This is a genomic window from Halomonas sp. BC04, assembly GCF_000568385.1.
Genome location: NZ_AZQX01000177.1, coordinates 59626 through 72689, shown reverse-complemented (window position 1 = coordinate 72689; position 13064 = coordinate 59626). Strand labels below are relative to the sequence as shown.

Genomic DNA, 13064 nt, shown 5'->3' with positions numbered 1-13064 from the left:
TGACAGAGCCGGTCGGTTTACCGTCCCGGCACTGGCTCAAGCCAGTGCGTCGAGGCCCCGGGCGAGATCGGTACGAATATCCTCCAGATTTTCCAGACCGACGGCCACCCGAATCAACCCCTCCGCGATCCCTGCCGCGGCTTTCTGCTCCTCGGAGAGACGCCCGTGGGTCGTGGTGGCAGGATGGGTGATGGTTGTTTTCACGTCGCCCAGATTGCCGGTAATGGAAAGCATGCGCGTGGCATCGATGACCGACCAGGAACCTTCACGCCCGCCCTTCACCTCGAAACCGAGTACCGCGCCGAATCCCTGCTGTTGTCGCGATGCCAGCGCATGCTGGGGATGGTGCTCAAGCCCACTGTAGTAGACCCGCTCCACCGCCGGCTGCCTCTCCAGCCACTGCGCCAGCGCCAGCGCATTGGTGCAATGGGCACGCATGCGCAGGCTCAAGGTTTCAAGCCCCTTGGTGAAAATCCAGGCGTTGAAGGGGCTCAGGCAGGGGCCACAAGTTCGTACCACACCGAAGACCTCTTCGAGCTCCTGGTTGCGCCCGACCACCGCTCCGCCCACTGCCCTGCCCTGCCCGTCCAGGTATTTGGTGGCCGAGTGGATCACCAGGTCGGCCCCCAGTGTCAGAGGCCGCTGGAGAGCCGGCGTCAGGAAGCAGTTGTCGATGGCCAGCAGGGCATCATGACGGTGGGCGATCTCGGCCAGCGCCTTGATGTCGACGACCTCCGACAGCGGATTGGAGGGGGTCTCGGCGAACAGCAGCCGGGTCTTGGGTGTGATGGCCGCTTCCCAGGCCGTGAGATCCGATAATTCCACATAGCGTGTGGAAATGCCCAGCTTGCCGAAATACTTGTCGAACAGGCTGACCGTCGAACCGAACAGCGAGCGGGAGGCGACGATCTCATCCCCCGCCGCCAGCAGTGCCATGACCGTGGCAAGGATGGCCGACATGCCGGAACTGGTGGCCACGCAGCGCTCGCCCCCCTCCATGACCGCAAGACGACGCTCGAAGGTATGCACCGTGGGATTGGTGAAGCGCGAGTAGACGTTGCCGGCCTCCTCACCTCCGAACTTCCGCGCGGCTTCCGCCGCACTGCCATAGACGAAGCTCGACGTGGGGAATATCGGTTCGCTGTGCTCCTGCTCGAAGGTGCGCTGGTGACCGGCGCGAATCGCCTGGGTCTCCAGCGCCCAGGCCGCTTCCGGTGTCGGGTCGTCTTGCATGTTCGGTCCCTTTCTTCGTCGCAACGGTGGTGGAGAGCTCTTGGCCAGAGTGGTCGATGGCGCAGTGACAGCGATCAATCGTCGATGTCGTCATCCTGGTTGTGCATTCCCACCAGCGCGTGACCACCCGTGCTCTGCTGCTGCTTGGCCGCGTCGTTGCGCGATGCTTCGAGGGCCGACAGGTAGCCGGCATCGATATCGCCGGTGATGTAGCGACCGTCGAAGACCGAACAATCGAAGGTGGCCAGTTCCGGGTTCACCTCACGACAGGCCGCCTTGAGGTCGTCCAGGTCCTGATAGAAGATCCTGTCGGCGCCGATCAGTTCGCCCACCTCCGCTTCGCTGCGCCCATGGGCAATCAGCTCCGTGGCGGCCGGCATGTCGATCCCGTAGACGTTAGGATAGCGCACCGGCGGCGCCGCCGAGGCGAAGTAAACCTTGTTGGCGCCGGCTTCCCGGGCCATCTGGATGATCTGCTTGCAGGTGGTACCACGTACGATGGAGTCGTCCACCAGCAGGACGTTCTTGCCCTTGAACTCGATATCGATGGCGTTGAGCTTCTGGCGCACCGACTTCTTGCGCTGGGTCTGGCCCGGCATGATGAAGGTGCGGCCGATATACCGGTTCTTCATGAAGCCTTCACGGTAGGTCACGCCCAGGTGCTGGGCCAACTCCAGTGCCGAGGTGCGCGACGTATCGGGAATCGGGATGACCACGTCGATGTCGTGTTCCGGCCATTCGCTGCGAATGCGGTCGCCGAGCTTGCGGCCCATCTGCATGCGGGTGCCGTAGACATAGGCCCCGTCGAGGATGGAGTCCGGGCGGGCCAGGTAGACGTGCTCAAAGATACAGGGCGAGAGGCTGGGCCGGTCGGCACAGGATTGCGTGTGGATATTGCCTTCCATGTCGACGAAGATCGCCTCGCCGGGCGCCAGGTCGCGGTGGAGTTCGAAGCCACCCACGTCGAGTGCCACCGACTCCGAGGCGATCATCACCTCCTGGCCGTTGCCCTCGTCGCGGGTACCGAACACCACCGGACGAATGCCGTTGGGATCGCGGAATGCCACCAGGCCAAAGCCGTTGATGATCGCCACGGCCGCATAGCCACCCCGGCAGCGCCGATAGACACGACGCACGGCGTCGAAGATATCACCCGGCTCCAGGTGCGGCCCCTGCTTGCCCAGCTCATGGGCGAAGACATTGAGCAGCACCTCGGAGTCGGAACTGGTATTGATGTGACGCAGGTCGGAGGAGAACAGCTCCTGCTTGAGCTGATCCGAGTTGGTCAGGTTGCCGTTGTGCGCCAGGGAGATGCCGTAGGGCGAGTTGACGTAGAAGGCTGGGACTCCGCCTCGCTGGACGACCCGGCCGTGGGGTAGCGTACGTGGCCAATGCCCACGTTGCCCTTCAGGCGCGCCATGTGGCGAGTATGGAAGACATCGCGTACCAGACCGTTGCTCTTGCGGAGCAGGAAGCGGCCTTCGCTCCAGGTCATCATGCCGGCGGCATCCTGTCCGCGATGCTGTAGCACTGTCAGGGCGTCATAGATCGCCTGGTTGACGGTCTGCTTGGCCAGAAGGCCCACGATACCGCACATTCCACCTTACCTCGCTGCCATGGGGGCCGGCCTGGGCCGGCTTATCATTCGCTTGTCGTTCGCAGTTCAGGGTCAATCGTCGAAAATCGGCCGGTCAGGGCCGGTGTTGAAAAACGGGTGTGTTGCAAAGCATGGGCTTCAGAGCGTTCGATCGTCGGGCACCGACGATTCAGTGGGCTCGGGAGCTTCGCGACCATCCGGAAACGACAGGTTTCGCCACGATTCGGGCGTCTCGGGCACCCGATCCTCCCACGCCTCCAGCTGGCTGACCGCCCAGTCACGCAGCTGCTCGAAGGCGGGCCTCAGCTCGGCTTCCTGCCAGGCTTGCAGCTGGGCCAACGGCGTCAGCGTGATCAGGATGGTCGCGATGATCAGTATCGCCGCTCCACGCGCCACGCCGAAACAGGCACCGGCCACGCGATTGAAAAAACCCATGCCGACCCACTCCACCGCCGCATGAACCATGCGGATGACGATGCCGCAGAGCAGGATGACGCCGAGAATCACCAGCACGAAGGCCAGCACCAGGCGACCATCGGGGTTGTCGATGAAACCCGACAGCAGATCGGCCACCGGCTCGGCCAGCAGTCGTGCCGCCAGCAGGGCGATGATCCAGGCGGCGAGCCCGAGCCCTTCACGAATCAGGCCGCGCATGAAACCCGCCAGGGTCGACACCGCCAGTACGCCGAGAAATATCCAGTCGATCCAGGTCAGTAACATGGGCTCACTCTCTGCATCACTCCCTCACCCTGCGTCACTCCCTTACCCGCACCAGCAGTCCCTGAAGGTTGGCCTGCTCCTTCAGTTCGGCCATGGCGCGTTCGCCGGACTCGGATGAGTCATAGGGCCCGACATATACCGTGGTCATGTTGTTGTCCCGCCGACGGCTATAGACAGAGAAGCCCTGCTCCTCCAGCTGGGCGTGAAGCCGCTCGGCATTGCCCGGCTCACCAAAGCTGCCAACCTGTACCGCCCACTCACCGGCGGGAGTCGCTGGCGTGGCGCTCGGCGCAGGGTCGGCCTGCTGGCTGTCCATCCGCTCGGATGCCGCACGGGCCAGGTCGGCAATGGGGTCCTCGACAGGCGGCGTCCCGAGCCGGTGGCTCGCCGGCCTGTTGCGCGGGGTCCGGCTGGATCACATCGGCAGGCGGCACCTCGACAACGGCCGTCTCTTCCACTGCCTCGACGTCAGATTCGGCGGCATCCATATCCACAGGTTCAGGCAGCGTGCCAACCTCGCCCGCCGACTCTGGGCCACGTATCTCCCCCAGGCTGCCCGGGGGCTGGGGATCGGGCACATCGCGGCGCTCAACCGGAACCGGCTGTTCAATGCTCATGACCGGTTGCGGCCGCTCGTCGCGAGGCGCCGGGTCGTCGAACAGCATCGGCACGAAGATCACCGCCAGGGCGATCAGGATGATCGCCCCACTGACTCGTTCACGCATTCCGTACTTCATCTTGACCTCCTGCCCAGCTAAGCCAGACCTACGCCTGCATCCATGCCAGAATGGCGCCTACGGTAAAGAAGGAGCCGCAGACCAGTACTCGATCCTCAGGGGAGAGCCGGTCGCTGATCCACTTGGCGCCTGCCTCCGGCGAGGCCGCCTGAAAGGCCACTGTCGCACCACTGCCAAGCACGTGTTCGGCCAATTCCTCGGCCGTGCGTGCGCGTGAGCCCTCCAGCGTCACTGTCACCCAGGCATCCGCCACTGTCGACAGTGCACCGATCACCCCATCGGCATCCTTGTCACCCAGCATGCCCAGCAGTATCCAGGTTCTGCCTGTACAGGGCATGGCCTGCAGCCGCCCCGCCAGATAGGCCGCGGCGTGGGGATTATGCCCGACGTCGAGACACCACTGCCCCAGCACTGCATCCGCCCAGGCAGCCTGACCTCGGTAAGCGCCAGCCGGCAGGCGGGGGCATCCAGGGCCACATCGGCCAGTGCGAGTGCCTGAAGGGCCGTTGCTGCATTGTCCAGCGGCAGGCCGGGGTCCGGCAAGTCTTCAAGGGAAGCGTTATTGATGGAGAGCCCAGCACCCTGCCAGCGCCAATTGGAAGGCCCCGTCTCATGCCACTGAAAGGTCTCACCTAAAGTCAAGACCGGAGTCCCGAGCGCTGAAGCCGTTGCGCGTACGCTGTCGGGCAGCACTTGGCTACCCAGGACCGCCGGCCTGCCAGGACGAAAGATACCCGCCTTCTCACGGCCGATGCCTTCGAGGTCGTCGCCCAGGTAAGCCGAATGATCCCGGGCAATGGTGGTCACCACCGCCACGTCGCATCGATGATATTCACCGCATCCAGCGTCCGCCCAGGCCGACCTCCAGGATTGCCAGGTCCGGCTGAAAGCCGGCGATGGCCCACAGGGCGCCCAGGGTGCCGACTTCGAAGTAGCTCAGACTGAGCGGATCGCCGTCAAGGCGTGCCGCCTCCACCGCTTCGAACCCGGCAATCAGCATGGCGTCGCTGGCCTCGGCCCCATCCAGGCGCAGCCGCTCGTTGTAGCGCAGCAGGTGCGGCGAAGTGTAGCTGGCGGTGGAAAGGCCGTGCGCACGGGCCAGTGCCTCGAGCATGGCCACCGTGGAGCCCTTGCCGTTGGTCCCAGCCACGGTAATGACACGCCTAGCCAGGGTGGCATCGAGCAGCCCCATCCGCCGGCCGACCTCGGCCACCCTGTCGAGACCGAGGTCGATGCCCATGGGATGCGCTGCTTCCAGCCTTGCCAGCCAGGCATCGAGGCGCCGGGATGTAGCGGGTCGCGTCACGACCGGGTCAACGCGGCGACTCGGAACGGTCGGCTTCGTTGTCGGAATCAACCGGCTCCGAAGTCGCGTCTCGGTCGTCGGCCGGCTCGGAGGCGCCGAGCTGCTCGAGCTCCACTCCTTCTACCTGTTCGGCCATATCGACCAGGTCCGGCTCCGCCAGCAACTCATCGTCGAGACCGCTGGCAGGCTGATGGGTCAGCTTGCGCAGCACCCCACCCAGCCTGTTTCGCATGTCGCCCCGCGATACGATCATGTCCACGGTACCGTGCTCCAGCAGGAATTCGCTGCGCTGGAAGCCTTCGGGCAGTTTCTCGCGGACGGTCTGTTCGATGACCCGCGGGCCGGCGAAGCCGATCAGGGCGTTGGGCTCGGCTACATTGAGGTCGCCGAGCATGGCCAGGGAGGCGGAGACACCACCGAACACCGGGTCCGTGAGGACCGAGATATAAGGGACGCCTGCCTCGCGCAGCCTTTCCAGCGCGGCCGAGGTCTTGGCCATCTGCATGAGCGAGAACAACGCCTCCTGCATGCGTGCCCCACCCGAAGCGGAGAAGCAGATCAGCGGTATGCGCTCCTCCAGTGCCAGGGTGGCGGCACGCACGAACTTCTCCCCCACCACGGCGCCCATGGAGCCACCCATGAAGGTGAACTCGAAGGCCACCACGACCACCGGCAGCCCATCGAGGCTACCGCGCATGGCGACCAGTGCGTCCTTCTCGCCGGTCTCCTTCTGAGCGGCGCTGAGGCGATCCTTGTACTTCTTGGAGTCGCGGAACTTGAGTCGGTCCGTGGGCTCGAGATCGGCGGATATCTCCTCGCGCCCATCCTTGTCGAGAAACCAGTCGATGCGCTTGCGCGCGGTCAGCCGCAAATGATGATTGCATTTGGGGCAGACGTTGTGGTGCTTATCCAGCTCAGGCAGGTAGAGCACCGCTTCGCATTTGGGGCACTTGCGCCAGAGGCCATCGGGCACACTGGCCCGTCGATCCTTGCGCTGTATACGCCCCATGGAAGGGACAATCTTGTCAAGCCAGCTCATGAAAGGCTTCCGTATGCTGTCGCGCCCGGCGTGGCCGGGCGTCGTGTATCGAATCGGTTGGCGATGTCAGCGCTCGCTCAGGGCATCCAGCGCCGTACGCATCTCACTCAATACCGCCTTGAGCTCACCGGCAATGACGCTAGGATTCTCGGCATTGGCGGCGATACGGCTGACCAGTGCACTGCCGACGATCACGCCGTCGGCCACCTTGCCGACCTCCGCCGCCGAGGCTCCGTCACGAATGCCGAAGCCAACGCAGAGAGGAAGATCGGTCAGTTCGCGCAGCGGGGCCAGATGGGCGGCCACGTCCTCTGCGTTGAGCGTGGCGGCACCGGTGACACCCTTGAGGGCCACATAGTAGAGGTAGCCTTCGCCATGGCCGCATATTGTAGCGGCCCGCTCAGGGGAAGTGGTAGGGGCAACGAGAAAGATCGATGCGAGCCCGCGCGCCTTGAGGATCGGGCCTAGCACATCGGCTTCCTCCGGGGGCATGTCGACGGTGAGCACCCCGTCGACACCCGCTGCGGCGGCCTGGTCGGCGAAGGCATCCAGGCCGATCCGTTCAACCGGATTCAGGTAGCCCATGAGGACAACCGGCGTGTCGGTGTCGGTCTGGCGAAATTCGCGCACCATCTCGAACAGATGGGTCAAGCGCACGCCGTGCTTGAGCGCGCGCTCGCAGGCCTTCTGGATCACCGGGCCATCGGCCATGGGGTCGGAAAAGGGCACCCCCAGCTCGATGATGTCGGCACCCGCCTCCACCAGGGCATGCATGAACCCGACGGTATGCTCGGGGGCCGGGTCGCCGGCGGTGATAAAGGGAATCAGCGCCCGGCGGCCATCGGCCTTGAGCGCGGCGAAGCGTTGGTCGATACGATTCATTTGAGCCCCTTAGAATTCAATGCCGTCGAGTTTGGCAACCGTCATGATGTCCTTGTCGCCGCGACCGGAAAGATTGACGACGATGTTCTGGTCGGGGCGCATGGTCGGCGCCAGCACCTTGGCATAGGCCAGGGCGTGGGCGGATTCCAGCGCGGGCATGATGCCCTCGACCCGGGTCAACTCGCGAAACGCCTCGAGCACTTCTTTATCGTTGGCTGCCACGTAGTTGACCCGCCCAGCGTCCTTCCACAGCGCATGCTCGGGGCCGACGCCGGGATAGTCCAGTCCCGCCGAGATCGAGTGGGTATCGGAAACCTGGCCACCCTCGTCGGACATCAGGTAGGTACGGTTGCCGTGCAACACGCCCCGGGGCGCATTGGATGCGAGCGGCGCCGCGTGGCGTCCGGTCTCGACGCCGTCTCCGCCTGCCTCGACGCCGTACATCACCACCTCATCGTCCTCGACGAAGGGGTAGAACAGGCCCATGGCGTTGGAGCCGCCACCGACGCAGGCAATCAGCGCATCGGGTAGCCGGCCGAACTCCTCCAGAGACTGCCGGCGCGCCTCGCGGCCGACCACGGCATTGAAGTCACGCACCAGCATGGGATAGGGATGCGGGCCGGCCACGGTACCGATGATGTAGAAGGTGTCGTCGACGTTGGTCACCCAGTCGCGCAGCGCCTCGTTCATGGCGTCCTTCAGAGTGCGGGTGCCGGAGTCCACCGGAATCACGTTGGCCCCCAGCAGGTGCATGCGATAGACATTGAGCTTCTGGCGCTGCACGTCTTCGGCACCCATGTAGACGTCACATTTCAACCCGAGGCGAGCGGCGACGGTGGCCGTGGCCACGCCATGCTGCCCGGCGCCGGTCTCGGCGATCACCCGCGGCTTGCCGCTCTTCTTGGCCAGCAGTGCCTGGCCGATGGTGTTGTTCACCTTGTGGGCGCCGGTGTGGTTGAGGTCTTCCCGCTTGAGCCAGATCTGCGCCCCGCCAAGCTGCTTCGACCATCGCTCGGCATGATAGAGCGGTGATGGACGGCCCACGTAATGGGCCAGATCATAGTCGATTTCGGCCTGGAATTCGGGATCGTCACGAAGGCTGAGATAGGCCTTCTCCAGATCGTCCAGGGCGAAGCTCAGGGTCTCCGAAACGAACCGGCCACCATACGCGCCGAAATGGCCACGGGCATCCGGCAGTCGGGTCAGGTCACTGAACTTGCTCACGAAAGACACCTCACAGGGTCGCCAGTAGGAACAGGGGAAATACAAGGGAGATACGGTCGACGCTACGCACAATCAGCGGCACCGGCCATCGGCACCATGCACCGCCGCCGCGAAGGCCAGCAGCTGCTCGGGGTCCTTGCAGCCGCGTGCCGCCTCGACGCCACCGGAAACATCCACCGCAAAGGGACGCACTCTGGTGATGGCTTGGGCCACGTTGGCCGGCGTCAGACCTCCCGCGAGAATAACAGGTTTTGCCAGGCTTGCGGGGATTCGCGACCAGTCGAAGGTCTCTCCGGTGCCACCGGGCACACCGGGCCGATAGGCATCCAGCAACAGCGCCTGGGCACCCCGATAGTCGGCCGCAGCGGCATGCAGGTCGAGACCATCACGCATGCGCAGTGCCTTGATCCAGGGGCGTTCGAAGCCGGCACAATCGGCCGGATTCTCATCGCCGTGGAACTGCAGCAGGTCCAGATATCGGCTGACTCGCATGATCAGTTCCGGCGACTGATCGACGAAGAGCCCGACGCGGGTGACGAAGGCGGGCACTCGTTCGACGAGCGCCGCCAGGCGCGACTCATCGACGTGGCGGCTGCTGCCGGGCCAGAGGACGAATCCCAGCGCATCCGCGCCTGCCGCCACGGCGGCGTCGATATCCTCGGGGCGAGTCAGGCCGCAGAACTTGATGCGGGTGCGGGCCAGTAAAAACAGGCCCGCAGTTTGGTCAGACAAACTCATGCCATACCTCAGTGAAACCCTAACCGCCGCGTTCAAAACCGCCAAATGGCGTGAAACTTACCGTGGCTCGCCGACCGAGTCCATGACTGACGCCCTCAGTTCGCTGCAGATTCCTGATGGCTGCATCATAGCCTGTGTCGCTCAGAAGGGGACACTTCACGACTGCTTCGCCAGGGATGCCGGATAAACTAGCGGTATATCAAGAGCCCATTATTCTCAAGCTCGGCAACGAAGGCAGCAAGGTCCAGACGCAGGGTTGCCGGATCGACCTCGTAATACTCGAGCAGCGCAGCCACCGCACCCTCCAGAGTGCCATGCTCGAGCACACAGCGCCACATATCGGCAGCCACTCCTTCCAGGCGAAAACAGAGGGCCGTGTCAGCTGGTTCCACAGACATCCGCGCTACAGCAATGGCCGTATCCATCTCGGCCCAGAGCACACGATCGCCGGCTCGTAAGGGGCCAGGTCCCTCGGCAAGCAGCGTGAAGCTGTCTGGAATTCCGGACGCTGCACGTTTATGTTGTAGCTTTTTCGCTGTCACGCGTCGACTAAGACATAAATTGGGCGGCCAGAGATTCCAGCTTGCCTCGAACCGCTCGGATACTGGATCCCAATATCGCGTCTGCGGCTCACACCAGGAGAAGGCAACAGGCTCGGTGAACCCGACGCGATAGCCATTATCACCTGATAGCTTCCGATATTTCTCGCACCACTGGTCATAATATTCGCCCATGCTATCAACGCCTGTATCTCTAAGCTCTTCGGCGATAATGACCACATCCACCCTGGCTCATGACGCTCAATCGCGAAGCGCAATTCAGGAACCGCCATCATAGGACAAAATATAATATGATCAGCATCAACGCGTCTCAGGAATTGCTGGAACCTCACACCTGTCAAGGCACAGTCATCGACAATCACCAGCGTTCCGTTTTTCGGCATAGTAATCTTATGCGACACCTCAACCTGATTCGGGCGCAAACCAAGCAAGTAGGAAAGCATCCCAAGAACGATGAGACCACCTCTGGGAATGGCGGTGAAGTGAAATCTTGAAATGGCCTCGGCCCCATAACGCTCCACAAGCAAATCTGCAAGCCGTTGCGCCACTTTCTCTGCCGAATGGTAACTAAAATAGCGGTGCGCCCTCAGCACTGCAGTAACTTGATTCGACAACAAAACGAGTCTATTCCGATCAGAGGAAGAGAAGTTACCAAAAACGCCCAAGATGAGGTCTGGATCGACTCGAGCAACAAGACAAGGGTTCGACAATGCATCCCAACACGGATTCGCCATGATCGCCTCTGCCAAGCTATTGACTGCGGAAGCCGTATCTGCCAAGCCGGTGAACTCGACGAACTGCTTGGCCTGCCGGTTCCCTGATAACAAAACAAGAGCATCAATATCCGACTGCATAGCTATTCCCCAAGAGCCAATCATGACCAGTGCTTTCGTAACCACATCTCCAGGGTCAGCGTCGGCCATATATCGTCACAAGGCCGCTCACCTTTCAAGAAAGACTGGAATCTCTCCTTGAACACATCATCTTCCACATACCCCATATCGGCGCAACGACTATTGGTCATGAGGCTCATGACAACATCACGAGAACCATTACGCAGCGCTTTATAATACAGCTCTTCAGGGGATACCTTGCGAGCCCCTCTGATCACTTCATCTGGCATGATCCCCTCCATTGCCATCCGCACCAGACGCTTTGGTTGACTCATCCGATGAATGACATATTGAGGACAAGCCAGCACGAACTCAACAATCCTCCGGTCACTCCACACATCAGCAAAATACATGCGATGTTCAGCGGCCCCTCTTTCAGCAGACTGCATGACTCGCATAGCAATTGAAGAGAAAATATGGGAATATCGGTCACGCACAGCCCGATCCGGATAGGCCTCTGCGGCCAGAAATACAGGGTCTTTATCAGGCAGGCCGGCATTTTTCAAGAAATCGAGCTTCACATGCCGAGCAGCGTTGGCAATTGGTCCCCTCCGAGTTTCTCCCGCAGTCATTTTTCCAGCCGAGACAAAATTACGATAACTATTATGAGCTGCCGCCACAGACTCTTCGGAAAAACAACTCACCATCAACTTACGCAATGAAAACTTGAAAAAATCACTTCGTCTCTCAATACCACGCGCTTGCGCCATGCAAGCAAGCTCCCTACCCATAAGCCGAAACTTCCCCGCTCGCAGGATTCCATTAAAATCGAATACCTCGCCGCCGATCAAGACATCACCACGGGATCCAAACAGTATGGTTCCAGACCCGCCAGCCTTGGCCGCCATCATCACATGATTTACAAACTCCTGATAAATTAATGTAAAAGGGGTATCGACATGAGACTTGACACCCGCGCCTCCACCAAGAGGATAAGTCTCTCTATCAGCAATATCTTGGCAAGGAATGGCATAACGCCTAGCAATCAAGTCAGACAAATGACGCTCATCACACTCAGGGACATCGTGAAATGCCCAATTATAGGCGAGCATCTCCGGGATATCACTCTTCCTCTCGCGCAGCCAACCACCGACCGACGCCACTGTTCCAGAATCCATCCCACCACTCAGGCTAATACCAACCGGCAGTCGCGATCGCAGCCGACTACTCGTCGCAGCAATCAACAAATCACGAAGGTGCAGCGCATAGTCACGATCATCCTTATAGCGAATTTTATTGGCAGGATCAGGCTGCCAATATATTCGCTTTCTCACCCTGCCTTCACAATCGACCATAACCTCTTCGCCAGGCTTGACTTCCTCTACGCCCTCGAAAAAAACACTCCCCGCTGGTACCTGCATTCCAGCGAGATGCCACGCCACCGCCTGTTCATTCAAACGACGACCCACTCCCTCAGCAGCCAATAGCTGGCTAATCTCAGTCGCAAACAGCACACGCCTGGGCTCGACTCGATAGTATAGTGAACGCATGCCCATCGGGTCGCGTGCCAGGCGCAGCTCCCGACGACTCGAGCTCCAAAGCGCATAGGCAAAATCACCGACGAGTCGACCGACTCCTCCATCGCCATGATCAAGCAGAACACCGAGCATCAATTCGGCATCAGTATGCGAAGCCTGGCTCTGAGAGCCACTGGTCTCAGCCTGCCCACGCTCTAGCCACCCCGCAGGCGGACAGGCATGCAAGCACTGCTCTCGATTGTCCAACCGCGCATCGGCTATGAATACTGACTGACGGGACTTTGAAACGACAGGCCGACATGCACCACTACCATCTGCCGTCACATCAAGGGATAGACAAGCAAACCCTATGGAATCATATAGATGAAAAGAAATACCGTCCGGCCCACGATAGGCAGCAGCAGCCACCATTCTCTCAAGCTCTCGCCTATCAACAGGGGAGTTGTCAAAGCGAATAATCCCGCACATTCCGCTCAAAAGAATACGCTCCCCGAATAAAGAGGCACTGACCACAACTTACAAATAAGAGCGCTCGTCAAGATGAGCGCTCATCAAGGAGCCATGAAAAAGAACTCAAAAATCTATACTTTTCCTCGAGACTTGTTGATTTCAGCCGTGCGGCGTGTGTGTCACACTCCCATAAGGAGCTGCAAACAT

General features: G+C 61.2%; 11 protein-coding genes and 2 pseudogenes. All 13 read right to left on the bottom strand.

All coding sequences use genetic code 11. The features are described 5' to 3' along the window. Positions 1-36 precede the first annotated feature (36 nt). Complete coding sequence (locus Q427_RS12765; RefSeq protein WP_043514387.1) at positions 37-1233, bottom strand: O-succinylhomoserine sulfhydrylase; 1197 nt, start codon at positions 1231-1233, stop codon at positions 37-39. A gap of 74 nt (positions 1234-1307) precedes the next feature. Beyond that, positions 1308-2830, bottom strand: a pseudogene (purF, locus tag Q427_RS12760) (amidophosphoribosyltransferase). Between the two features lie 138 nt (positions 2831-2968). Then, positions 2969-3550 (bottom strand): CvpA family protein, encoded by a 582-nt coding sequence (locus Q427_RS12755; RefSeq protein WP_043514385.1) that lies wholly within the window; start codon positions 3548-3550, stop codon positions 2969-2971. A 34-nt stretch (positions 3551-3584) separates the two neighbouring features. Beyond that, positions 3585-3866, bottom strand: a complete 282-nt coding sequence (locus Q427_RS36285; RefSeq protein ID WP_331280631.1) for an SPOR domain-containing protein — start codon at positions 3864-3866, stop codon at positions 3585-3587. Next, positions 3808-4287: a hypothetical protein gene (locus Q427_RS12750; protein ID WP_331280630.1), complete on the bottom strand. Its 480-nt coding sequence runs from the start codon at positions 4285-4287 to the stop codon at positions 3808-3810. Before Q427_RS12750 ends, Q427_RS36285 begins: the two co-directional genes overlap by 59 nt. Before the next feature lie 28 nt (positions 4288-4315). Further along, a pseudogene (gene folC, locus Q427_RS12745) lies at positions 4316-5527 on the bottom strand (bifunctional tetrahydrofolate synthase/dihydrofolate synthase). A gap of 73 nt (positions 5528-5600) precedes the next feature. Next, on the bottom strand, positions 5601-6632 hold the full coding sequence (gene accD / locus Q427_RS12740; protein WP_043514384.1) for an acetyl-CoA carboxylase, carboxyltransferase subunit beta: 1032 nt from the start codon (positions 6630-6632) through the stop codon (positions 5601-5603). A gap of 66 nt (positions 6633-6698) precedes the next feature. Continuing rightward, on the bottom strand, positions 6699-7514 hold the full coding sequence (gene trpA / locus Q427_RS12735; RefSeq protein ID WP_043514383.1) for a tryptophan synthase subunit alpha: 816 nt from the start codon (positions 7512-7514) through the stop codon (positions 6699-6701). A gap of 9 nt (positions 7515-7523) precedes the next feature. Continuing rightward, positions 7524-8738 carry a tryptophan synthase subunit beta gene (gene trpB, locus Q427_RS12730; RefSeq protein ID WP_155833558.1) on the bottom strand — a complete coding sequence of 405 codons (1215 nt, stop codon included), beginning with the start codon at positions 8736-8738 and terminating at the stop codon, positions 7524-7526. Between the two features lie 72 nt (positions 8739-8810). After that, complete coding sequence (locus tag Q427_RS12725; protein ID WP_051496338.1) at positions 8811-9476, bottom strand: phosphoribosylanthranilate isomerase; 666 nt, start codon at positions 9474-9476, stop codon at positions 8811-8813. A 188-nt stretch (positions 9477-9664) separates the two neighbouring features. After that, complete coding sequence (locus Q427_RS32265; protein WP_269321235.1) at positions 9665-9874, bottom strand: PqqD family protein; 210 nt, start codon at positions 9872-9874, stop codon at positions 9665-9667. Between the two features lie 140 nt (positions 9875-10014). Next, positions 10015-10890, bottom strand: a complete 876-nt coding sequence (locus tag Q427_RS32260; protein WP_197030625.1) for a hypothetical protein — start codon at positions 10888-10890, stop codon at positions 10015-10017. A gap of 20 nt (positions 10891-10910) precedes the next feature. Next, positions 10911-12818, bottom strand: coding sequence for an asparagine synthase-related protein (locus Q427_RS30105; RefSeq protein ID WP_197030624.1), 1908 nt, complete (start codon positions 12816-12818; stop codon positions 10911-10913). Positions 12819-13064 lie beyond the last annotated feature (246 nt).

Bases quoted from the DNA above. Each gene is read 5' to 3' on its own strand.
- Q427_RS12765 (WP_043514387.1), bottom strand. From the start codon at position 1,233: ATGCAAGACGACCCGACACCGGAAGCGGCCTGGGCGCTGGAGACCCAG.
- Q427_RS12755 (WP_043514385.1), bottom strand. From the start codon at position 3,550: ATGTTACTGACCTGGATCGACTGGATATTTCTCGGCGTACTGGCGGTG.
- Q427_RS36285 (WP_331280631.1), bottom strand. From the start codon at position 3,866: ATGGACAGCCAGCAGGCCGACCCTGCGCCGAGCGCCACGCCAGCGACT.
- Q427_RS12750 (WP_331280630.1), bottom strand. From the start codon at position 4,287: ATGAAGTACGGAATGCGTGAACGAGTCAGTGGGGCGATCATCCTGATC.
- accD (WP_043514384.1), bottom strand. From the start codon at position 6,632: ATGAGCTGGCTTGACAAGATTGTCCCTTCCATGGGGCGTATACAGCGC.
- trpA (WP_043514383.1), bottom strand. From the start codon at position 7,514: ATGAATCGTATCGACCAACGCTTCGCCGCGCTCAAGGCCGATGGCCGC.
- Q427_RS12725 (WP_051496338.1), bottom strand. From the start codon at position 9,476: ATGAGTTTGTCTGACCAAACTGCGGGCCTGTTTTTACTGGCCCGCACC.
- Q427_RS32265 (WP_269321235.1), bottom strand. From the start codon at position 9,874: ATGTCTGTGGAACCAGCTGACACGGCCCTCTGTTTTCGCCTGGAAGGA.
- Q427_RS32260 (WP_197030625.1), bottom strand. From the start codon at position 10,890: ATGCAGTCGGATATTGATGCTCTTGTTTTGTTATCAGGGAACCGGCAG.
- Q427_RS30105 (WP_197030624.1), bottom strand. From the start codon at position 12,818: ATGGTGGCTGCTGCTGCCTATCGTGGGCCGGACGGTATTTCTTTTCAT.